This is a genomic window from Blautia sp. AM28-27, assembly GCF_003480905.1.
In the GTDB taxonomy this organism is placed as follows: domain Bacteria; phylum Bacillota; class Clostridia; order Lachnospirales; family Lachnospiraceae; genus Fusicatenibacter; species Fusicatenibacter saccharivorans.
The window spans coordinates 14,826-36,145 of record NZ_QUJK01000024.1 but is presented as its reverse complement, the minus strand read 5'-3'; the positions used below and the strand labels follow the sequence as shown (position 1 = coordinate 36,145).

22 protein-coding genes and 2 pseudogenes are annotated in these 21,320 nt (G+C 49.7%); 21 read left to right on the top strand and 3 right to left on the bottom strand.

The genetic code is table 11. The features are described 5' to 3' along the window. Positions 1–435 precede the first annotated feature (435 nt). From DW743_RS16900 to DW743_RS16875, 6 genes are all read left to right on the top strand, one after another. The gene (locus DW743_RS16900; RefSeq protein WP_022463174.1) at positions 436–1,371 is read left to right on the top strand and encodes an ABC transporter permease; all 936 of its coding nucleotides are present in this window, start codon (positions 436–438) and stop codon (positions 1,369–1,371) included. Positions 1,372–1,385: 14 nt separating this feature from the next. Then, complete coding sequence (locus tag DW743_RS16895) at positions 1,386–2,315, top strand: carbohydrate ABC transporter permease (RefSeq protein ID WP_022463175.1); 930 nt, start codon at positions 1,386–1,388, stop codon at positions 2,313–2,315. A 138-nt stretch (positions 2,316–2,453) separates the two neighbouring features. Beyond that, positions 2,454–4,094 carry an extracellular solute-binding protein gene (locus tag DW743_RS16890; RefSeq protein WP_055264780.1) on the top strand — a complete coding sequence of 547 codons (1,641 nt, stop codon included), beginning with the start codon at positions 2,454–2,456 and terminating at the stop codon, positions 4,092–4,094. A 130-nt stretch (positions 4,095–4,224) separates the two neighbouring features. After that, a complete protein-coding gene (locus DW743_RS16885) occupies positions 4,225–5,577 on the top strand; it encodes an alpha-L-fucosidase (protein ID WP_330376962.1) in 1,353 nt (450 codons plus the stop codon). A 27-nt stretch (positions 5,578–5,604) separates the two neighbouring features. Continuing rightward, complete coding sequence (locus DW743_RS16880; RefSeq protein ID WP_117510263.1) at positions 5,605–6,618, top strand: glycoside hydrolase family 18 protein; 1,014 nt, start codon at positions 5,605–5,607, stop codon at positions 6,616–6,618. 153 nt (positions 6,619–6,771) lie between these two features. Continuing rightward, positions 6,772–9,309: a transglutaminase domain-containing protein gene (locus tag DW743_RS16875; protein ID WP_117762197.1), complete on the top strand. Its 2,538-nt coding sequence runs from the start codon at positions 6,772–6,774 to the stop codon at positions 9,307–9,309. A 110-nt stretch (positions 9,310–9,419) separates the two neighbouring features. Here DW743_RS16875 and DW743_RS16870 read toward each other — a convergent pair whose 3' ends face one another. Then, entirely contained in the window at positions 9,420–10,019 is a 600-nt protein-coding gene (locus tag DW743_RS16870) for an HAD family hydrolase (protein ID WP_117762194.1), read from the bottom strand. Further along, positions 10,016–10,252: a hypothetical protein gene (locus DW743_RS16865; protein WP_022463181.1), complete on the bottom strand. Its 237-nt coding sequence runs from the start codon at positions 10,250–10,252 to the stop codon at positions 10,016–10,018. The genes DW743_RS16870 and DW743_RS16865 overlap by 4 nt, the downstream gene beginning before the upstream one ends. Before the next feature lie 191 nt (positions 10,253–10,443). Here DW743_RS16865 and DW743_RS16860 point away from each other — a divergent pair, with 191 nt between their 5' ends. The 14 genes and pseudogenes from DW743_RS16860 to DW743_RS18975 all read left to right on the top strand — a co-directional run. Further along, the gene (locus DW743_RS16860) at positions 10,444–10,845 is read left to right on the top strand and encodes a hypothetical protein (protein WP_117762193.1); all 402 of its coding nucleotides are present in this window, start codon (positions 10,444–10,446) and stop codon (positions 10,843–10,845) included. Between the two features lie 21 nt (positions 10,846–10,866). After that, the gene (locus DW743_RS16855; protein WP_055228501.1) at positions 10,867–11,706 is read left to right on the top strand and encodes a DUF5685 family protein; all 840 of its coding nucleotides are present in this window, start codon (positions 10,867–10,869) and stop codon (positions 11,704–11,706) included. Between the two features lie 6 nt (positions 11,707–11,712). Further along, entirely contained in the window at positions 11,713–12,420 is a 708-nt protein-coding gene (locus tag DW743_RS16850; protein ID WP_055221390.1) for a DnaJ domain-containing protein, read from the top strand. 288 nt (positions 12,421–12,708) lie between these two features. Beyond that, on the top strand, positions 12,709–14,088 hold the full coding sequence (locus DW743_RS16845) for an aminopeptidase (protein ID WP_055221450.1): 1,380 nt from the start codon (positions 12,709–12,711) through the stop codon (positions 14,086–14,088). 25 nt (positions 14,089–14,113) lie between these two features. Next, entirely contained in the window at positions 14,114–15,463 is a 1,350-nt protein-coding gene (locus DW743_RS16840) for a hemolysin family protein (protein ID WP_243004601.1), read from the top strand. An 8-nt stretch (positions 15,464–15,471) separates the two neighbouring features. After that, a complete protein-coding gene (locus tag DW743_RS16835) occupies positions 15,472–15,948 on the top strand; it encodes an Lrp/AsnC family transcriptional regulator (protein WP_055221452.1) in 477 nt (158 codons plus the stop codon). A 110-nt stretch (positions 15,949–16,058) separates the two neighbouring features. After that, on the top strand, positions 16,059–16,565 hold the full coding sequence (locus DW743_RS16830) for an SEC-C metal-binding domain-containing protein (protein ID WP_055221393.1): 507 nt from the start codon (positions 16,059–16,061) through the stop codon (positions 16,563–16,565). An 82-nt stretch (positions 16,566–16,647) separates the two neighbouring features. After that, positions 16,648–17,199 (top strand): 4'-phosphopantetheinyl transferase family protein, encoded by a 552-nt coding sequence (locus tag DW743_RS16825; RefSeq protein WP_117762192.1) that lies wholly within the window; start codon positions 16,648–16,650, stop codon positions 17,197–17,199. A gap of 57 nt (positions 17,200–17,256) precedes the next feature. Then, positions 17,257–18,264 carry a stage III sporulation protein AA gene (gene spoIIIAA / locus DW743_RS16820; RefSeq protein ID WP_117762191.1) on the top strand — a complete coding sequence of 336 codons (1,008 nt, stop codon included), beginning with the start codon at positions 17,257–17,259 and terminating at the stop codon, positions 18,262–18,264. After that, the gene (locus tag DW743_RS16815) at positions 18,264–18,779 is read left to right on the top strand and encodes a stage III sporulation protein AB (RefSeq protein ID WP_055221399.1); all 516 of its coding nucleotides are present in this window, start codon (positions 18,264–18,266) and stop codon (positions 18,777–18,779) included. Before spoIIIAA ends, DW743_RS16815 begins: the two co-directional genes overlap by 1 nt. Positions 18,780–18,806: 27 nt before the next feature. Then, positions 18,807–19,001, top strand: a complete 195-nt coding sequence (spoIIIAC, locus tag DW743_RS16810) for a stage III sporulation protein AC (protein ID WP_022463192.1) — start codon at positions 18,807–18,809, stop codon at positions 18,999–19,001. A 29-nt stretch (positions 19,002–19,030) separates the two neighbouring features. Continuing rightward, on the top strand, positions 19,031–19,414 hold the full coding sequence (locus DW743_RS16805; protein WP_055221401.1) for a SpoIIIAC/SpoIIIAD family protein: 384 nt from the start codon (positions 19,031–19,033) through the stop codon (positions 19,412–19,414). Further along, complete coding sequence (locus tag DW743_RS16800) at positions 19,401–20,567, top strand: stage III sporulation protein AE (RefSeq protein WP_055221402.1); 1,167 nt, start codon at positions 19,401–19,403, stop codon at positions 20,565–20,567. Before DW743_RS16805 ends, DW743_RS16800 begins: the two co-directional genes overlap by 14 nt. After that, a pseudogene (locus DW743_RS18975) lies at positions 20,539–20,670 on the top strand (DUF6783 domain-containing protein); the annotation flags it as partial. The gene DW743_RS16800 and the pseudogene DW743_RS18975, both read left to right, overlap by 29 nt. Here DW743_RS18975 and DW743_RS18970 read toward each other — a convergent pair. Further along, positions 20,620–20,748, bottom strand: a pseudogene (locus DW743_RS18970) (DUF6783 domain-containing protein); the annotation flags it as partial. The pseudogenes DW743_RS18975 and DW743_RS18970 overlap by 51 nt on opposite strands. A gap of 14 nt (positions 20,749–20,762) precedes the next feature. On the opposite strand from DW743_RS18970, the gene DW743_RS16795 reads away from it, so the two are divergent. Further along, on the top strand, positions 20,763–21,317 hold the full coding sequence (locus DW743_RS16795; RefSeq protein WP_022463195.1) for a stage III sporulation protein AF: 555 nt from the start codon (positions 20,763–20,765) through the stop codon (positions 21,315–21,317). Positions 21,318–21,320: the final 3 nt, after the last annotated feature.

Sequence of the window (21,320 nt, the reverse complement as noted above, 5' to 3'; positions counted from 1 at the left end):
TAGTTTTATAAATGCTTACGATTTCTGCTCTTTGCTAAAGTTAATGACATTGCGTATTTTCTCCCTTTTTGTTTCTTTGAAATGGACGAAAATACGAAAAAAGATAACATGGATCACGGCCGCAAGGGACAGAAAAACCGAAAAACGCGTCGAAATATAGGAAAAGTGCCTAAAAAACGCCTGCTTAAATTGCGTAAAAGTAACAAACTGGTATATATGTTCAATTAATGGTTGACAAATAAGGTAACAAAAGGTAAAATAAATTCAACAAAACAGTGTTGGATAAATCTTAAATCACAGATTTGATTGTAGCAGTTGCACAAAAAAGAAGGAACACGCGAGGATGATGCGAAAGCAAAATGTTCAAAATGTTTACGACCGGAAATGCGACAATCAAGGAAAACACGAAACCTTTAAAAGGGAGGAAAGAGAGAAATGAAAGAGAAACCAACAAAAGCAAAGAAAAAAGGCCGTACCATCCGCGCCTTTAAGAGAGACATCTCGCTTTGGCTTTTCTGTGTTCCGGGCGTGATCCTGACATTCATCTTCAGCTACATTCCGATGTATGGTGTACAGATCGCGTTCCGCCGCTTCAATGCGACGGCCGGAATCACTAAGAGCCCGTGGGTAGGCATGTACTACTTTGAGAGATTCTTCAACTCTCCATACTTTGCATCCACCATCAAGAACACGTTGATCCTGAGTCTGTACGGACTGGTCGTATCATTCCCGATTCCGATCATCCTGGCACTGATGCTGAACTCCTTCCGCCATAAGAGATACCGGAAAGTGATCCAGACCGTTACCTACGCGCCGAACTTCATTTCTACCGTAGTTATGTGCGGTATGATCATTCTGTTCCTGTCTCCGTCCGTCGGTGTTATCAACCACGTACTGGAAGCAATCGGAATTCCGGCGGTCAACTTCATGGCGAAGAAAGCGTACTGGAGACACATTTATGTGTGGACCGGCGTATGGCAGAGTACAGGATGGAGCTCTGTTATCTACTTCGCAGCACTCGCCGGCATCAGCCCGGAGCTGCATGAAGCGGCAAAGGTAGACGGCGCGACGAAATTACAGCTGATCCGTCACATCGACCTTCCGCTGATCATGCCGACCGCGACCATTCTTCTGATTATGAACTGCGGAAGCATTCTTTCCGTCGGCTTTGAAAAAGCCTTCCTTCTGCAGAACAACCTGAATGCCAGTGTATCCGAGATCATTTCCACCTACGTCTATAAGGTCGGTCTGATCAACAACGATATGTCGTATTCTTCAGCAATCGGTCTGTTCAACACCATCGTAAACATGGTTATGCTGATCATTGTCAATACGATATCTGATAAACTTTCGGGCAACAGCCTGTGGTAGGAGGAAACAAAAACATGAGTAAAGAAAATACCGCAGTGACAAAAAAGAAAATAAAACGCTGCAAAGAGGACGTCGTTTTTGACGCAGCCTGCTTCATTATCCTGACGCTGGTTCTGTTTGTTGTGGCATATCCGCTGTACTGGGTTATCATTTCATCCATCAGTGCGCCAAGCGCCGTATCGAGTGGTAAAGTACTGCTTCACCCGATCGGATTTACCCTGAAGGGCTACGCAGAAGTATTTAAAAACGACCAGGTTATGAGAGGCTTTTTAAACTCCCTGATCATCACCTTCTGCGGTGTCATGGTCAACCTGATCGTAACGCTTCCGACATCATATGCACTTTCCAGAAGCAATTTCTCCGGAAAGAAACCGATCACCATTTTTTACCTGATCACCATGTTCTTCGGCGGCGGTCTGATCCCTACCTATCTGGTTATTCAGAGACTGCAGATGCTGAACACGATCTGGGCACTGATTCTTCCGGGATGCTTAAGCGTATACAACATGATCGTGGCAAGAACCTTCTTCAAGTCGAACATTTCGGAAGAGCTGTATGAGGCAGCTGAAATTGACGGCTGCACCCAGGCGAGATTCTTTTTCCAGATTGCACTTCCGCTTTCCAAAGCGATCATCGCAATTCTGGTTCTGTACTATGGTGTCGGTCACTGGAACTCATACTTCTCAGCACTCGTTTATATTTCGGACAAAGCAAAGTATCCGTTGCAGCTGGTTCTGCGTAACATCCTGATCACGAACCAGACCGCGCTGTCCCAGACAGCAACAACTGCGGCAGCAAGAGCAGCACTGCAGGAAAAACAGCAGCTGATCGACGTTATGAAATACTCGCTGATCATCATCAGCAGTATCCCGGTTCTGGTTATGTACCCACTGGTGCAGAAGCACTTTGTAAAGGGTGTTATGATCGGATCCATGAAGGGTTGATTTACAAGAAGAAGTTTTTTTAACGATTTATCTGCCGCACGGGAAACGGCGGTATGTAAATAAAGAGTCCGGACAACGGACAGGCAAAAGCGCTTCCGGCGGGAAAATGCCGCCGGAACAACACAGGAGGGAAAAATCATGAAAAGAAAAGCAGTCGCAGCAGTTTTAACTGCAGTAATGGTGGCATCTATGTTTACCGGATGTGGAAGTGATAATGGAAGCAGCTCGGCAAAGAGTGCTTCTGCAGCATCCGCAGCATCCGCAGCAAACGACACCGTGGATGAGGACGGAAAAGTAAACGGCATTATGTATCAGGAAGGTCTTCCGCTGGTAGACGAGGGAGATTACACCTTCTCCATCTTCTGCGATGATTCCAGCGAATCCGGCGAGTTTATCATGCTCGATGAGTTCAAAAAACAGACCAATGTAGACGTTGACCTGAAAATTTATCCATACGAAACAGCAACGGAGAGACTGAATCTGGATCTGAACTCCGGAGATTACGCGGATGTGATCGGCGGATGGACCTTAAGCGATAATGCAATCCTCACCTATGGTGTAAACCAGGGCGTATTCATTCCGCTGGAAGATTATTTTGAGAAATATTGCCCGAACATTTCTGCGATCCTGGATCTGCCGGGTGTAAGAGAAAAAATGACAGCACCGGACGGACACATCTACACAATTCCGTACGTATGTACCGATACAACCGTTGGATACAGCCCATACATCAATACGAAATGGCTGGAGAATGTTGGCATGAGCATGCCGACCACTACAGACGAGTTTGAGGCAGTCTTGAAAGCCTTCAAAGAGCAGGATGCAAACGGCAACGGTGACGCTTCCGATGAAATCCCGTTCTCTACCGACCCGAACAACAAACATATCGAGGCTATGGCCGGTTACTTCGGACTTCCGATGAACAAACTTGGTATTGCAATCCAGAATGAAAAGGTTGTTTACGGCGGTGTCAGCGATACATACCGTGAGTTCCTTTCCTGGTTCCACAAACTGTATGCAGAAGGACTCGTAGACGTAGAGCTTTACACACAGGACAGCTCCACATGGGAAGGTAAAGGAAATCAGGACCTGTACGGCGTTTCCATCGCATACGGAAGCAACGAGTTTACCGGAATCCCGGCTGCAGAGGAAAGAGGCGATTTCGACTCCATGCCTGTTCTGAACACAGACAAAGACGGAATCTGGCTGCGCGATACGGAAGGCTTCAGCGTATACAGAACCCAGGCTGTCATCACAAACAAGGCAGAGCATCCGGAAATCATCTGCCGCTGGTTTGACAATGCATTCGCACTGGAGAACGGCATCGGCTGCAACAGAGGACCGGTTGGTGTGATTGTAAACAAAGAGGATGACGGATACCATGCGATTGACACCACCACACTGTCTGAGGAAGATCAGGAAAAATATTCCTGGGGCAATCTGTGGCCGCAGTCTCTGCCGAAATATCTGCCGGTAGACTTCGAGTTTGTAGAAGAGCATCCGATGTATGATGAGAAAAAAGCAACAGAGGAAGCTTATGAGGCAAATCTGACCAAAGAAATTATTCCGTCCTACTGGATTGACTTGGATAAAATTGATACCTTCTCTGATACGAACACAGCAATCAAAGATTTCTTTGAGCAGCAGCAGGCGCAGTTCGTATGCGGCGAGCTTGACATTGACAACGATGCTGACTGGCAGGCTTATGTAGATGGTATGTACTCTCTGGGACTTGAGGACTGGGTAGCAACTCAGGGTATCGAGGAAATCGCGAAATAAACAGGAAAAGGTAACGATATTTCCTGTGGCGTGAAAAAAGGCATATTACAGTGTAAAACGGTAATATGCCTTTCTTTTTGGGCAAGAACTGATATAATGGGAAGAAACAATAAAGGGGTAATTAGATCGGATAAAAAAGCTATGCCCGGAGTCTTTTAATCCGGGAGTACAAAAAAAGGAGGAGCTGGAAGAGATGATGCAGGACTGGTTTCGGAACGCGAAGCTGGGCATTTTTATCCATTATGGGATTTATGCGGTGGGTGATGTGTCAGAGTCATGGTCGTTCCACAACGGAAATATTTCTTATGAAGATTACATGAAACAGTGTGAAGGCTTTACAGCATCGAAGTTTGATGCGAAAAAATGGGCGGAGCTGTTTCAAAAAGCAGGTGCGCAGTACGTGGTTATGACAGCGAAGCACCATGACGGCGTGGCACTGTTTGATACCGGATACAGTGATTTAAGTGTTGTGAAGAAAACACCGGCAGCGCGCGACCTTGTAAAAGAGTATACAGCTGCCATGCGTGAGGCAGGTCTGAAGGTCGGCCTTTATTATTCGCTGATCGACTGGTCGGATCCGCGGTACCGCACGGTTTACCCGGAAGGAATGAAAAAAGAAGACTGTCTGAACGATATCTATGGTTCCCCGGCCGGAAAAGAGGAGGAGCCGGAGAAATGGCAGGAGTTTCTGGAATTCAACAATCATCAGTTAAAAGAACTGATGTCAAATTACGGAACGGTGGATCTTTTATGGTTTGATGGTGACTGGGAACGGAGCGCGGCACAGTGGAAGATGCCGGAATTCAGGGAATATCTGCATACCCTGAATCCGAACGTTGTATTGAATTCGAGAATGCAGGGCTATGGAGATTATGAGACACCGGAGCAGGGAATTCCGCTGTACGGACCGAAAGGCGAGTGGGAATTCTGTACGACAATCAACGATTCCTGGGGATATCGTCCATCGGACAATGATTACAAGAGCAGCGGTCAGATTGTGCGCATGTTCTGCGACTGTATCACCCTTGGAGGAAGAATGCTGCTGGATATCGGACCGAAGGAGGACGGAACGCTGGATGAACGCCAGGAGAAAGTTCTTCTGGATCTGGGCGGATGGATTCATGACCATAAGGAAGCGGTATTTGGAACAGAAAAAGGACTGGATTACAATCATTTCCTCGGCGGAAGCACGATTTCGGCGGATAAGAAGACGATGTATCTTTTCGTCTATGATAAGCCGCAGGAGACACTGTGTGTGAAAGGCATTAAAACACCGGTAAAAAGGGTGACGGTTCTGCATACGGGAGAGGAGCTCCGGTTCTCCTACACAGGTTCACTTCCATGGAGCGGCATTCCGGGAACGCTCTGGATCTGGGCCGGAGAGATGAGCATTCATCCGTTTGCAACGGTTGTGAAGGTGGAGCTTGAGGATGAGATCACCTACAATCTGGGACACGGGGAAGTCGTAACATTTAATGAGTAAAACGATTCGGACAGAGGAGCTTATGAGATGAAGAGAATAATTGGCTATGTAAATACGGCGGATTTAAATCATATGCGAGAAGAGGATGTGCGGGCACTTACCGTGATCAATATTGCATTTGGTCTGATCCGGGACGGAGAAGTTGTATGGGATGCAAAGGATGCACGGGATGGAATAGTATCCATTCGGAAAAGCAACCCGGAGCTGAAGATTGTATTGTCCGTAGGCGGCTGGGGAGCAGACGGCTTTTCCCAGGCTGCAAGAACAAAAGAGGGAAGAGAGCGGTTTGCTGCGAGTGCACTTGCAATTGTGAAGGAGTATGGTCTGGACGGCATTGACATTGACTGGGAGTATCCGGGCACATCGCTGGCAGGAATTGCGTCGGACAGATCGGATAAAGAGAATTATACGCTGCTTCTGGCGGAGCTTCGGAAGACACTGGACGCGTACAGAGAAGGCATGCTTGTAACGACAGCAGTCGGCGGAGATGTTTACTTTGCACTGCAGACAGATATGAAGGAGGCCTCCCGGTATCTGGATTATGTGCAGCTGATGACGTATGATCTGCAGGGCGGTTTCCAGAAGGTGACGGGACATCATGCGGCGCTGTATCACAGTGAGGGAAATTTGTTTGATGCATGTGTGCAGAAGGCAGTGAACGGTTTTGTAAATGCAGGCGTTCCAATGGAGAAGCTGATTCTTGGCGTACCGTTTTATTCCAGAAAATGGGATGGAGTAAAAGGCGCCGGATGCCGCAACGGGCTTGGAATGGAAGCAGAGACGGTCGGAGGATATGGCGGTGACTATGGCGAGCTCAAAGAGAGCTGGATCGGAAAGAGGGGATTTATCCGGTATTGGGATGAGCAGGCAAAGGTTCCGTATCTGTTTGACGGGGAAACATTTATCAGCTATGAGGACTGCGAGTCACTTGGGGTGAAAATTGCGTACCTGAAAGAAAAGGGCATGGGGGGCATTATGTTCTGGGAGTATAAATGCGATCCCAGCGGAGAATTACTTTCATTTATAAAGAAAAATATGTAGCGTAGTGACCCACAGCCGGTATGTGAAAAGGCTCCTCGCTCCGGTGTTCCTGAAAAATCGCAAGGAATCCTTTTTCACATGGCGTCTGCCGCCGGTGGGCGGATGTACGTTGTGGAGACGGATAGGAAAAAAGAGAAAGGGATAGATAGAATCATGATCTCAGAAAATTTGAAAAAATATGCAACGGAAAAATTTGAGGGACGGAGAGAGCTTCTGGCTCCGGTGATGCCTGTTATCGAAGAAAAATTGAAACAGTGCAGTGAAGAAGAGGTTGTGCTGATGAAGTTTCTGTATGGTACGATGCCGGTAAGGGATGCGGGAGAATATGGATTTAACCTTTTTCTTTCGTACGTGAAGCATGCGCTGATGCTGCGGGAGAAGGTGGCATGGTGTAAGGAACTGCCGGAGGATGTGTTTGTAAATTATGTGCTGTATGACCGGATCAATTCCGAGGATATTACGGACTGCAGACCGTTTTTTTACGAGCAGATTATGGGGCGTGTAGCCGGAATGAGTCTTTGGGAGGCAATTCTGGAGATTAATTACTGGTGTGCGGAGCATGCAACGTATGAGGCGACGGACAGCAGAACGGCATCTCCGATGACGATGTATCGGAGCGGAAAGGGACGCTGCGGCGAGGAGTCAACGTTTGCAGTTACGGCGTATCGGAGTGTCGGTATTGCGGCGCGGCAGGTCTATACACCAAGATGGGCGCACTGTGATGACAATCATGCATGGGTTGAGGTGTTTGTGGACGGCGAGTGGCATTTTCTCGGCGCCTGCGAGCCGGAAGAGGTGCTGGATACCGGCTGGTTTTCCGGTCCGGCGAATCGGGCAATTCTGATTCATACGCGGAACTTTTCGGATTATGTGAAGGAAAGTAACGAGGAGTATCTTGGAAAAGAAGGAGCGCTGTACTACTTTAACCATACAGATTTTTATGGCAGAACGAAGCTGGTGAAGATTCTTGTGAAGGATGAGAATGGAAAACCGGCTGCAGGAGCGCATATTGCGGTTGAAATCCTGAATATGGCAGAGTTTTTCCCGGCTGCAGTGATGATTGCGGATGCGGACGGAGAAGTTCAGATGACACTTGGCCTTGGCGATATCCGGGTACGGGCATTTGACGGAATACGCCGGGCAGAAGCCATGATGAGGATAGAGGAGGAAGATTCGCTGGAACTGGTGCTGCAGGAAGAGGCGGTTCCGTCAGCGGATGATACGTGGCAGACGCTGGAAATCCGGGCACCGAAGGAGGTGCCGGTACGGAATGTCGTTGCCACAAAGGAGCAGAAGGAGCGCAATGCGGCACGGATGGCAGAGGCGGAACGGCTTCGGAAGGCACGGTTTGCAGCATGCTTTGATGAGAAAAAAGCTGCTGCGTATCCGGAAGCGGAAGAGATTTTCCACCGGGCAGGAGAGAATTTTGAGGAGGTTTATACATTCCTTTCCAAAGATGAAAATCCGAACCGGAAGAAGCTGCTGTTTTCGCTGGAATTAAAGGATGCGAAGGACTTGAAGGCATCCGTTTTAGAGGATCATCTCGACTGTGAGCAGGGGGATCTTCCAGAGGAGATTTTCAGGAAGGATCTTCTTTGCCCGCGTATTTTCCTCGAGGAGCTGACGCCATATCGGAGCATGATCCGCGGATTTTTTGAGGAAGAGACAAAACGCAGCTTTGCGGAGCAGCCGGAACGGATCCTGGATTATCTTAAGAAGAATATTACCTTCCATCCAGAAGAAGAGTATGATACAATCATGGCAACGCCGGTCGGCGTCCTTACGATGAAACAGGGAAGTCCGCTGGCGCAGAAGATTCTGTTTGTGGCAATCTGCCGGAGTCTCAATGTAGCGGCAAGACTGAATCCGGTGACCCTGGAGCCGGAGTATTACCGTGATGGGGAATTCCACAGTGTGGAAACAGAAGCAGCTGTTTTGAAGGAGGAAACGGAAAGTGCGGTTCTGACACTGCGTGCGGAGGATGGAAGCGCATGGAAATACTATCAGACGTGGACCATCGGAAAGTGGAACGGAACGGTGTTTGAGACGCTGAATTACGAAGACATCGCATTCGATGGCAAAACACTGGATCTGACCCTGGAGCCGGGCTGCTATCGTCTGATTACAAGTATGCGTATGCCGAACGGTGACCAACATGCCGCATACCGCGTGTTTGAACTGAAGGCGGGAGAAGCAAAAGAGATTTATCTGGAAACCGTGAAAAAAGAGCTGGATGAGCTGTTAGAGCACATCGAACTGCCCAAAATTCGGCTGGAGGATCTGGACGGAACGGATTGTACGTTGAATGATCTCACAAAAGACGGTCCGATTCTGCTGGCATTTCTCGGAACCGGCGAGGAGCCGACAGAACATGTTCTGAACGAACTGATCGAGATCGCAGAAAGGTGGAATGCAAAAGACGCTGCTATGGCTGCCGTGCTTCGCACAAAGGCTGATTTGGAAAATGCAACATTCCGGAAAGCCCGCGCGGCGATCCGCAACATGTCCCTCTACCTTGACCCGGCGGACGATGCACCGGTCATCGCCGAAAAAATGGGAATTGATGCAGAAAAGCTTCCTCTTCTGATCCTTGTTCTGCCGGGAAATATCGGCGGACGCGCATATGCCGGATACAATGTCGGCAGTGTTGGGCTGATGCTGCGGCTGATGGAAGAGGCGGCGAAGGCGTAAGAAAAATAAAATATGTGATAGATACACCAAAAGCCCCGGAGATCGCAACTCTAGGGCTTTTTTAACCGAATCAAGCAAGTAGCGAAGCAGATTGCAAATATCCGCTTTGACTAAATGCCAAGTTTTTTCAATTGCTCCACGCCATCTTTATAGCCGGTAAAATGAATTCCATGAATTCCTGCCCGTTTGGCGGCTTCGATGTTTTCTTTCGTATCGTCAAGAAATACGCAGTGATCCGGTATGAGGGAGAATTTTCGGATCAGGTACTGATAGATCTCGGGTTCCGGTTTGACCAGGTGGCAGGTGTAGGAGAAGAGGGTTCCGTCCATGTAGGGGAGGAAGGGCATTTTCTCTTTGGTGCGCTCGAAGAGGTCTCCGGAGTAGTTGGAGAGGATGTAGAGGCGGTAGCCTTTTTCTTTTAAGGAGCGTACCCAGCTTTCTGCATACGGCAGCGGGGTGATGGTTTCCTCGCAGTGGGCGAAAACCTCTTTGATTTCTTCGGTGTATTCCGGGGCGAGGGAGCAGAATCCTTTTACAATCTCCTCCGGCGCGAGAATTCCGCGGTCGAACTGGCGCCAGTAAGGGCTTTCGAAGGTTGCGGCGGCGATTGCTTTCGTCTTTTCCGGACCGAAAGCAAAGCGTTTCAGATAGGACTCGTAGTCCCAGTTGACGAGTACGCGGCCTACATCAAAAATAATGGTATCAATCATGACTGTTTTTCTCCTTTGTCTGATTTGTCGTTCTCATCGCGGTGCGACAGAACCTTGGCAACCAGCATCATGGCATAGATGAGCACTGGTACGGTAATTGCACAGTAGAGGCAGACTGTCAGCGCCTTGTGTGCAAACGGCGTGTCGATAAACGCAAAAATCATGGCGCCAAGCCCGAATCCGATCAGGACCGCGATGGCGAGAAGGGCGCCGATCTGTTTGAGTCGTTTCATAAAAATCTCCGATCGTTTACTGAAAATAAAATATAAAGAAACATAACCAAGTGTAGCACAGTTGAAAAGAAACATCCACCGCAAGTTTTAAGAATTTTTTAGAAAAAATTAATGGCGCTTTCGATTGCTTTTTTCCCTCAAAAGGGATAGAGTATTGGCATATACTTTGAAAAAGGAGAAACGAGAACAAAATGGATAAACTGAAAGAAAAACTTTCCCGCCTGATGTACGGCCGCTACGGCATCGATCAGCTGGGCAATTTTATGATGTGGGCGGCAGTTGCCATGATGATTTTCGGAGCGGTTGTACGGAGCTCCCTTATCTACACCCTGGCATTCGTCCTGATCGTCTGGGCGGATGTGCGCATCATGTCCAAGAACCATTCCAAACGGTATGCGGAAAACCAGAAATTCCTGGAACTGAAAAACCGCGTCGTCGGATTCTTCCGAGGCGGAACCCGTGCATTCAAGGATAAAGAGCACTGCTACTTCCGCTGCCCGTCCTGCCATCAGCAGGTGCGTGTGCCGAAAGGAAAAGGCCACATCGAGATCCGCTGCCCGAAATGCGGAACAAAATTCATCAAAAACACCTGATAAAAAGGAGCAGTGCGATTCATGTTTGGTTATGTGACCATCCGAAAGGATGACCTGAAAGTCAAAGATTACAACAAATATCAGGCATACTACTGCGGTCTGTGTCAGGATATCAAAGAGGCGTATGGAAAAAAGGGTCAGGCGATGCTGACGTTTGATATGACATTTCTTTCCATCCTGCTGACCGGGCTTTATGAGTGTGAGACAAAAGAAGAGGAGCATTACTGCTTTCTTCATCCCGGCAAAAAACATAAATGCCTGCGGAACAAATACACAAAATACTGCGCAGACATGAACGTGCTGCTCGCCTATTACAATCTGCTGGATGACTGGGAGGACGAGAAAAACTACGCGGCGTTTACAGCGGCAAAGGCTTTGAAAAAATCTGTGACACGCATCGAGGCATCGTATCCGCGCCAGACGAAAGCAGTGCAGGATTACCTCGAAAAGCTGCATGCATGCGAGAAGGAAAACAATCCAGACCTCGATCTTGCGGCGGGCTATACCGGAGAGGTGATGGCGGAGATCTATATACCGGAGGAGGACATCTGGAGCGATGATCTGCGCCAGGTCGGCTTTTACATCGGAAAATTCATTTACCTGATGGATGCGCTTGATGACGTGGAAAAAGATAAAAAGAGCGGAAACTACAACCCGTTTCTGTCCATCGCCGATCAGCCGGACTTCGAGGAAACCGCAGAAAAAATCCTGCTGATGATGACGGCGGAAGCGTCGCGTGCATTTGAAAAACTTCCGATCCTGGAAAATGTAGACATTCTGCGAAATATATTGTATGCTGGTATCTGGGAAAAATACGAAATGCGAAAAAGCGCAAAAGAGCGCCAAAAAGAGGAGAAATAAAGACTGATGACAGATCCATATGAGGTGCTGGGCGTGTCCCGCGGGGCTTCGGACGATGAAATCAAAAAAGCATACCGAAAACTCAGCCGGACGTATCACCCGGATGCCAATATCAATAATCCGAATAAAGCAGAAGCAGAAGAAAAATTCAAACAGGTGCAGCAGGCGTACAAACAGATCATGGATGAACGCGAGCACGGCACCTCGTACCAGAGCGGAGGTTCGTCGTATGGCGGAGATGCTTACGGCGGCTATGGCCCGTTCGGCGGCTTCGACCCATTCGGCGGCGCGTACGGAAACGGCGGCTCCGCACGGAATGATTATGGAAATTCCGAGCAGGAAATGCGGCTGCAGGCGGCAGCCAACTACATCAACAGCGGCCACTTCCGCGAGGCGATGAACGTGCTGAACGACATTTCCGACCGCAGCGGAAAATGGTATTTCCTGCATGCGATCGCAAATTCGCGCCTCGGCAACAACATCAATGCCGTGCAGGATGCCGAGATGGCAGTCAAATTAGAACCGCAGAATCTGCAGTACCAGCAGCTTTTAAACCAGCTCCAGGGCAGCGGCCAGTGGTATTCCGACATGGGAAGCGGTTACGGCTATGAGAGAAGTGCAGGTGATCTCGGAAAATGGTGCTGTGAATGTATGGCAATCAATGCCATCTGCAATTGCTGTTGCTGCGGCGGAAGAGGATTTTTCTGCTGTTGATCAAAAAATAATTACAAGAAATGTATAAAAGTGAACATTCAGGGGAGAATAACAGTGTCATCGAAATTCCCCTGTTCGATGATACAAAAGAAAAATAAGGAAATACTTATCCTCCCCTTAAAAGCCCCGCTGCAACCGAAAAAACGGTTCGCTGTGGGGCTTTTTTCTAACAGCCGAAAGTCCTTGTTTTTCCCATCAAAACAGATTATAATGAAAGAGATCGCAATTATGACCGGAGCAAAAAAATACGAACGGATCATAGAAAGAAAACAGAAAGAGAGAAAAGCTATGGAACGAAAAACAGCATGGAATGAGTACAAGAAAAAAGATATGAAAAAGCTGGAAAAATTAAACGCCGGCTACCGCGCATTCCTGGATCACGGAAAAACGGAGCGCGAGTGTGTAAAGGAAAGTGTACGTCAGGCAGAAGAGGCCGGATACGTAAGCCTCGACACCTATGTAAAAGAAAATCGTGCGTTAAAACCGGGTGACAAGGTTTATGCTGTATGCATGAAGAAGGCCATTGCCCTGTTCCAGATCGGAACAAAGCCTCTGACAGAGGGTATGAATATTCTCGGTGCGCACATCGATTCTCCGCGTCTTGACGTAAAACAGAATCCACTGTATGAGGACAACGGATTTACATATCTTGATACCCATTATTACGGTGGCATCAAAAAATGGCAGTGGGTAACGCTTCCGCTTGCAATCCACGGTGTTGTAGCCAAGAAGGATGGCGAAGTAGTGGATGTAGTCATCGGCGAGGATGATAACGATCCGGTATTCTGTGTGACAGATCTCCTGATTCACCTTTCCAGAGAGCAGCAGACCAAACCGGCAAGTACGGTAGTAGAGGGCGAGAACCTCGATCTTCTGATCGGAAGCCAGCCGCTGGAAGGAACAGAGAAAGATGCAGTGAAAGCCATGACCTTAAAGCTCTTAAACGACAAGTATGGCATCGAAGAAGAGGATTTCCTCTCCGCAGAGCTTGAAATTGTACCGGCAGGAAAAGCGCGTGAGCTTGGTATGGATGCCAGCATGATTCTTGCATACGGCCAGGATGACCGTGTATGCGCATACACTTCTCTTGTCGCAATGCTCGAGGTGGAAGCACCGGAGAAGACATCCTGCTGCCTGCTCGTAGACAAAGAGGAGATCGGAAGCGTCGGAGCAACCGGCATGCAGTCTCATTTCTTCGAAAACACCATGGCAGAGCTGCTTGCACTTGCAGGTGAGGGAACGGAGCTTGCACTTCGGAGATGTCTGGCTTCTTCCAGAATGCTTTCTTCCGATGTAAGTGCAGCGTTTGATCCGTTGTATGCAGCAGCATTTGAGAAGAAAAACGCTGCATTTTTCGGAAAAGGTATCGTAATTAACAAATTTACAGGAGCAGGCGGAAAGAGTGGCTCAAACGATGCCAATGCAGAGTACGTCGGAGCTCTTCGCGCTATCTTTGATGATGCAAAAGTAAATTGGCAGACAGCAGAGCTTGGTAAAGTTGATGTCGGAGGCGGCGGAACCATCGCCTACATCATGTCTCTGTACGGTATGGAAGTGATTGATTCCGGTGTACCGGTTCTCAGCATGCATGCTCCATGGGAAGTAACCAGCAAAGCAGATGTTTACGAGGCCAAGAAGGCCTATGTGGCATTTTTGAAAAACGCATAAATAATATTGAGGAGGTTTGAAACGTTTGGACAGTGACATAGTCGGCAGTATTCTTTTGCAGGTCGTATTGATAGCGGTCAATGCGGTATTTGCCTGCGCGGAGATCGCTGTGGTCTCCTGTAACGACGCTAAACTGGAAAAAATGGCACAGGAGGGAAACAAGAAAGCGGCAAAGCTGTTCCGTCTGACGGAGCAGCCGTCGCGTTTCCTCGCAACCATACAGGTTGTCATCACTCTCTCCGGATTTTTAGGAAGTGCTTTTGCGGCAGAAAACTTTTCGGGCAGATTCGTCTCGGTCCTGGTGGATGCGGGCGTGCAGATCCCGGAAAAGACGCTGGATGCCATTGCCGTCGTGCTGATTACGCTGCTTTTATCCTATATTACCCTGATTTTCGGTGAACTCGTGCCAAAGCGTCTTGCGATGCACAACTCTGAGAAAATCGCACTTGGCGTATCCGGTCTTGTGACCACCGCCTCGAAAATTTTTGCCCCGCTGGTCGGACTTTTAACGGTATCGACAAACGGTATCCTGCGCCTTTTCGGCATTGACCCGAACGAGGACGATGATCAGGTAACAGAGGAAGAAATCCGTATGATGGTAGATGCCGGCAGCGAAAAAGGTACCATCGACAACGAAGAAAAAGATATGATTCAGAACGTATTTGAGTTCGATGATCTGACGATCGACGAAATCTGCGTCCACAGGACCGATGTGGATCTTCTGTGGGTGGAGGATTCGATTGAGGAGTGGGAGCAGCTCATCCATGAGAGCCGCCACTCGTATTACCCGGTCTGCGGCGAAACTGTGGACGATATCATCGGCGTTCTGGATGCCAAGGATTATTTCCGGCTTCGCACCAAGGACCGCGATCATGTCATGAAAGAAGCAATCAAACAGCCTTATTTTGTTCCTGAAAACATCAAGGCTGCCACGCTGTTCCAGAACATGAAAAAGACCGGCAATTATTTTGCCGTGGTTCTGGATGAGTACGGCGGCATGGATGGAATTATCACCGTGCGTAATCTGATCGAGCAGCTTGTCGGGGACTTGAATGATGAGGCGGAGATCGGGCAGCCATCGGAAATTGAGCTGATTTCCACAGACACCTGGAAAATCATGGGAAGTGCCTCGTTGGATGATGTGGCGGAGGAACTGAAGATCAAACTGCCGGTCGATGAATATGAAACGTTCGGCGGCTACATTTTCGGTGAACTCGGTGCGGTTCCGGATGACGGCAGCCAGTTTGAACTCGAGACCGACGATCTCTGGATCAAGGTCATGCGGGTCAAAGAACACCGCGTGGAAAATACGGTGGTAAAGAGACTGCCTCCGAAAGAAAAAGGAGAGCAGGAGGAACGTAAGGAGAGGGAATGAAACGTGAACTGGATACAGCAGACCGGAAAATTGTGGAACTGCTGCAGGAAGATGCAAGGCTTCCGCTCAAAAGTATTGCAGACAAGGTAAGTCTCACTTCGCCGACGGTTTCGGCGAGAATCGACCGCCTGGAAAAGGACGGGGTGATCACCGGCTACCGCGCGAGTGTGAACCCGGAGGTTTTCGACTATCGGATCAAGGCATTCATCAATCTGGAGGTTGAGCCGGTGCGGAAAAAGGAATTCTATCCGTACATCACCGACTGTCCGAATGTGATCGAGTGCAACTGCGTGACCGGCGACTATTCGATGCTGATGGAGGTTGTGTTCCACACGACATCTGAGCTGGATCAGTTTATCGGCCAGCTTCAGCATTTTGGAAGAACGAAGACGCAGATCGTGTTCTCTACATCGGTGGAACACAGAGGAATTCCGCTCGGCGATACCAGAATCCCGATTCTGGAGCAGGAAGAAGAAAAAGGTTGATTTTCTGCGGACTTTCCGATATACTAAAGCGTGTTACAAAAACCGGAATCCCGCTAGGGGACGGCGCGAAAAAACGCGCTCAGAGAAACAGATAAAGGATGGATAATAACATGAGTTTATTACAGAATTGGCGTGATATCGCCTATAATCAGGAAGCAGACAAAAAACAGCTCCAGCAGTTCTGGACCAATTATTTCCTGATTGAGAAAAACATTTACGAGCAGCTTCTTTCCAACCCGGATGAAGTGGTAAAAGGAACCGTAAAAGAGCTGGCAGAGAAATACAAAGTGGACGTTATGACCATGGTTGGTTTCCTGGACGGCATCAACGACAGCCTTGTGATCCCGAACCCGATCGAGGAGATGGAAGAGGATACCGTTGTTACACTGGCTTACGATAAAGAGCTTCTATACAAAAACATGGTAGACGCAAAAGCAGACTGGCTGTACAACCTGCCGATGTGGGATGAGATCTTCACAGAAGAGCAGAAGAAAACGCTTTACATGGAGCAGAAAAAATCCGGCACTGTAATCAAAGGCAAAAAAATCGGAAGAAACGATCCATGCCCGTGCGGAAGCGGAAAGAAATACAAATACTGCTGCGGTAAAAACGCATAAGAAAGAATTTTCGAGAAGAGACCGGGGAGCCGAAAGTTGAAAGGCTTCGCGGTCTCTTTTTCTATGAAGAGGGAGAAGCAGGATGCAGGAGACGGTAGTTTATCTGAAAAAAATTACACAGCCGGAGGGCGAAAAAAAAGAGCTGGAACGGGAACTCTCGCAGTGCGGATGGGAGCTGTTCCGGATGGGAATGCAGGAACAGTATGGGCTGGATGGAGAAAAGATAACGATCGAACGGAATGCGCACGGAAAACCGTACCTGCCAGGGCATCCGCAGATCTGTTTTAATATTTCTCATTCGGGGGAATACGCTGCCTGCGCTTTTGCTTCCATTCCGATCGGCATGGATCTGCAGCAGCACCGCCGCGCTGCCTGGGAGCGCATGGCAGAACGGTATTTTTCCGCCGAAGACCAGAAACGCCTTGCCGCAGCGGAGAATGCTGAAACGCTGTTTTTCCGGATCTGGACCGAGGAGGAGAGCTACGGCAAGTGGAGGGGAACCGGTCTTTCGGGTTCTCTTGGAATGGAAAAGAAAGAGGGCTTCTGCACGCATTTCAGTCCGGAGAAAGGATATGAAGGCGCCGTCTGGGCAGCGGAGCCCGTGAAAATCTGCATGAAAAGAATAGAATCATAAAAACCGTGCATAACCTGTCCCGCCATCTCATATATATAACGATAAGAGGTGGTGAAGATGAAAAGGACAGGAAGACAAAAGGATATTGTTACGCCAGAGAAAAAACAGGAGCAAAGGGAACTTTTGCGCCTGTTTTCTGCGAATATACGGAAAATTCTGAAAAACACAGATCTGCTGGCCGATGACCTGCAGGAAATCCGTCTGCGGACCGGCGCGCCGCTTCTGGTGGTCGCAAAGGATCAGGAGTACTTTCTGACCCCGGACGGAGCACTGACCGGGGAGTGGGAGAAAGGTTATCCCGTCTCACCGACGGATATCCGCGATACGATGGATTACATAGGAAGTTTTTCCCTCTATGCCTACGAGGATGAACTGCGGCAGGGTTTTCTGACCGTGGAGGGCGGCCACCGGATCGGCATTGCCGGAAAGACGGTAATCGAAGGGGAAAAGGTGAAAGGCATCAGCCATATATCCTGCATCAACGTGCGGGTTGCTCATGAGAAAAAGGGCTGCGCGGACCGAGTGATGCCGTACCTTTGGGAAGACGGCCGTTTCCTGCACACCCTGATTGTCTCCGCACCCGGCTGCGGTAAAACGACGATGCTGCGCGATATCATCCGCCAGATTTCGGACGGGGAGTCGCCGTATCCGGGGCTGACCGTCGGTGTGGTCGATGAACGGAGCGAGATCGCAGGCTGCTATCTCGGCGTTGCGCAGAATGATGTCGGCATCCGCACCGATGTGCTCGACTGCTGTCCGAAGGCGGAGGGCATGATGATGCTGATCCGCGCCATGTCGCCCGATGTGGTGGCAGTCGATGAGATCGGAACGGGCGAGGACATCCGTGCGATCGAGTCCGTCGTTAACTGCGGGTGCAAGCTGCTCGCGACCGTGCATGGCAATTCCATGGAGGATATGAAGCAGAAGCCTCTCCTGAACCGCCTCGTGGAATCCCACGTTTTCGAGCGGTACATCGTGCTGGATGCGAAACCCCGCGCCGGAAGTGTACAGGCTATTTTTGACGGAAGAGGAACGACACTGTACCGAAGGGAGGCGTTTCTGTGATGCGGCTTGCAGTTTTACTGGCGGCTTCTCTTGCCTGCGTCGGGATCGGCTTTGCAAAGAGTGCGGCGCTGTCGGCCCATGTGAAAGATCTGGAAACACTGCAGAAAATTATCCAGTATCTGCGTGGAGAGATTGTGACGGCGGCTTCCCCGCTGCCGGATGCGTTCTGGGAGACGGGAAGGCGGATGCGGGATCCGTACCGGGATTTTTTACAGGATATTTCCGAGGATATGCGCCGCCCGGACGGAAAGACACTGCCGGCGATTCTGGAAGAGAATACGGCAGTCCACCTGGCGGATACACGCCTTACAAAAGAAGAAAAAGAAGAGCTGCAGGAGGCCGGATGCAGCCTTGGCACTGGGGACCGCGCCATGCAGAAGGCGAATCTGGACCGGTATGAGGCACGCCTTGTGCAGCGGATCGCGGAACTGCAGAAAGGATTGCCGGAAAGGAAGAGGCTCTGTCAGAGTCTTGGAATCATGGGAGGCCTTTTTTTATTTTTGATTCTGGTTTAGGGCGTGTCTGAAAACGGAGGAGCAGGCGTGGAGGTCGGGATTCTATTTAAAATCGGGGCAGTCGGGATTCTGGTATCGGTCCTGTGCCAGGTATTAAAACACAGCGGCCGGGAAGAACAGGCATTTCTTGCAAGCCTTGCCGGTCTTGTGCTTGTGCTGTTCTGGATTCTTCCCTATATTTCCGCGCTGTTTGAGGACATCAAACAACTGTTTACAATTTAAGAGCAGAGAGAAAAAACGGAGGGGATCATATGGATATACTTCGGATCGCTGCGCTTGGCACGGCGGGCGTGCTGCTTGGAATCACAGTAAAGGGAGCAAAGCCGGAATTTGCCCTTCTTGTGACGGTCGGTGCCGGCCTCTGCATTCTTGCCGGGACCGTCGGAAAAATGCAGTATCTGCTCGGCATGCTCGCACAAATGAAATCGTATCTCCCGGTGGACTCATCGTATCTGAATACGCTGCTGAAAATGCTTGGGATCACGTATGTGGGGCAGTTTTCCGCCGGGATCTGTAAGGATGCGGGCTATTCTTCCATTGCAGGGCAGATTGAACTGTTCGCCCGCCTGGCGGTCCTTGCCGTCAGTATGCCAGTGCTGCTCGCTCTGCTGGAAACGGTTCATGATTTTCTGTAAAAAAGCCGGATGGGGCATGGCGCTGCTTTTTCTGTGTCTCATTTTCGGAACGGGAAGAACGCAGAAAATCGAAGCAGCGGATACCGAAACGGATCAGGCAGCAGCAGCGCAGGACGAACTTCTTGCAGAACTCGACTTCGATGCAATCCAGCAGGAAGTGGACAGCCTGCTGTCCAGCCAGCAGTTTTCTTTTGCCGGTACGGTGCGTTCTCTTCTGCAGGATGGCGATCCCTTCCGCACCTTCCGTGCCGGAAATGCCGTTCTCTCCTGTGCCAAAACAGCATTCCTTGCGCAGAAGGGGCTGATGAAGGAGCTGTTTCTCCTCGTTCTGGCAGGCGCGGTGCTCGGCAGTTTTTCCTCTCTCTTTGAAGGAAAACAGGTCAGGGACGCCAGTTTTTATATGGTCTATCTGCTTGCGCTTGCACTGATTCTGAAAAATTTCCAGTCGAGCGGGGAAAACCTGAAAGCTGTCATCACATCGCTGGTCGCTTTTATGCGGATCCTGACGCCATCCTACTATCTGGCGGCCGCGGCCGCCGGGGGCGCATCATCAGCCGTGATGTTTTATCAGATGCTCCTTCTAGTGATTCTGGCTGTCGAAAAGCTTCTGCTCGCCCTCGTCCTCCCGATGATCCATATCTATCTGCTCATCGCCCTTGTAAACGATCTTTCCGGCGAGGAGATTTTGTCCCATATGACAGAGCTGCTGGAAACCTGCGTGAACGGCCTTTTAAAATCGTCGCTCGGCGTACTTGTGGGAATGCAGATGATCCGGAATCTGATCGCACCGGCGCTCGATTCCCTGCGGCAGATGGCACTCTGGCGGACTGCCGGAATGATTCCCGGCATCGGAAATGCGGTGAATGCTGTAACCGAGTTGGTGGCAGGCTCCGCGGTGCTGATCCGCAACTGCTTTGGCGTGACGGCAATGCTGGTACTGCTCGCAGCGGGCATGGTCCCCGCCGTTCAACTTCTCGTTTCGGGTCTTTCCTTCCGCCTTCTCGCCGCGGCGGCACAGCCCGTCTCGGACAAGCGGATCGCGGGATGTCTTGCGGCGGCAGGAAAAGGATATGCGATGCTTCTGCGTCTCCTTCTGACCGTAGAAGTCCTGTTTCTGCTGACGATTGCAATCCTGGCGGGAACTTTTTCCTAGAGCTTGTCTGAAAAAGGCTTTTCGTGAGCTGCGAGTCCCAGTTTGTGGGAGATTTTATCCGAATGAGGGCGGCGTAGCGGGCTACGGCAACCGAATGAGGGTAAAATCTCCCGCAAAGTGGGGCTTGCAGCTTGCGGAAATGGTTTTTCAGACACGCTCTAGCGTGTAGTTGGGCAGGCAGCGGCGGGAGGCGGCATGGTAGAAGAGATTCTGCAGTGGCTTAAGAATATTTCAATTTTTCTGATTTTTATGACAACTGTGCTGAACCTGATCCCGGAGAAGGAGGACAAGAAGCCGGTTCAGTTTTTTCTTGGAATTGTGATGGTACTGATTTTTTTCCAGCCCGTGCTAAAAGCGGGAGGTTTGGAGCAGAAAATGGCGCAGACGCTCGACCGTCTGACGCTGGAAGAGGAGGCAGCAGCAATGGAAAATGTACAGATTCGTGCAGAAAGCTTTGAAAAACAGTATTACGTGGGCGCCTGGGAAAAAGAGACGGAGCGCCAGATCCGGATGTATCTGTCAGAGAGCGGCATTCCGGGGGCAGCCGTTTCGGTAACGCTGGAGCCGGGAAACACCGGTGAGGCAAAAGAGATCCGCATTGAAGCGCCGATGCGGCAGACGAGCATTTACCGCGAAGAACAGAAAAAACAGCGGGAAATGCTCGATGAAAAGCTGACAGAGATCAAAAGTGTTTTAAGTGAGGTCTACGGAACCGATCCGGCGCATATTATGGTAGAGATTTCGGAATAGGCC

Coding starts and splice junctions, on each gene's coding strand:
- DW743_RS16900 (WP_022463174.1), top strand. CDS start 436: ATGAAAGAGAAACCAACAAAAGCAAAGAAAAAAGGCCGTACCATCCGC.
- DW743_RS16895 (WP_022463175.1), top strand. CDS start 1,386: ATGAGTAAAGAAAATACCGCAGTGACAAAAAAGAAAATAAAACGCTGC.
- DW743_RS16890 (WP_055264780.1), top strand. CDS start 2,454: ATGAAAAGAAAAGCAGTCGCAGCAGTTTTAACTGCAGTAATGGTGGCA.
- DW743_RS16880 (WP_117510263.1), top strand. CDS start 5,605: ATGAAGAGAATAATTGGCTATGTAAATACGGCGGATTTAAATCATATG.
- DW743_RS16875 (WP_117762197.1), top strand. CDS start 6,772: ATGATCTCAGAAAATTTGAAAAAATATGCAACGGAAAAATTTGAGGGA.
- DW743_RS16870 (WP_117762194.1), bottom strand. CDS start 10,019: ATGATTGATACCATTATTTTTGATGTAGGCCGCGTACTCGTCAACTGG.
- DW743_RS16865 (WP_022463181.1), bottom strand. CDS start 10,252: ATGAAACGACTCAAACAGATCGGCGCCCTTCTCGCCATCGCGGTCCTG.
- DW743_RS16860 (WP_117762193.1), top strand. CDS start 10,444: ATGGATAAACTGAAAGAAAAACTTTCCCGCCTGATGTACGGCCGCTAC.
- DW743_RS16855 (WP_055228501.1), top strand. CDS start 10,867: ATGTTTGGTTATGTGACCATCCGAAAGGATGACCTGAAAGTCAAAGAT.
- DW743_RS16850 (WP_055221390.1), top strand. CDS start 11,713: ATGACAGATCCATATGAGGTGCTGGGCGTGTCCCGCGGGGCTTCGGAC.
- DW743_RS16845 (WP_055221450.1), top strand. CDS start 12,709: ATGGAACGAAAAACAGCATGGAATGAGTACAAGAAAAAAGATATGAAA.
- DW743_RS16830 (WP_055221393.1), top strand. CDS start 16,059: ATGAGTTTATTACAGAATTGGCGTGATATCGCCTATAATCAGGAAGCA.
- DW743_RS16825 (WP_117762192.1), top strand. CDS start 16,648: ATGCAGGAGACGGTAGTTTATCTGAAAAAAATTACACAGCCGGAGGGC.
- spoIIIAA (WP_117762191.1), top strand. CDS start 17,257: ATGAAAAGGACAGGAAGACAAAAGGATATTGTTACGCCAGAGAAAAAA.
- DW743_RS16815 (WP_055221399.1), top strand. CDS start 18,264: ATGCGGCTTGCAGTTTTACTGGCGGCTTCTCTTGCCTGCGTCGGGATC.
- DW743_RS16805 (WP_055221401.1), top strand. CDS start 19,031: ATGGATATACTTCGGATCGCTGCGCTTGGCACGGCGGGCGTGCTGCTT.
- DW743_RS16800 (WP_055221402.1), top strand. CDS start 19,401: ATGATTTTCTGTAAAAAAGCCGGATGGGGCATGGCGCTGCTTTTTCTG.
- DW743_RS16795 (WP_022463195.1), top strand. CDS start 20,763: ATGGTAGAAGAGATTCTGCAGTGGCTTAAGAATATTTCAATTTTTCTG.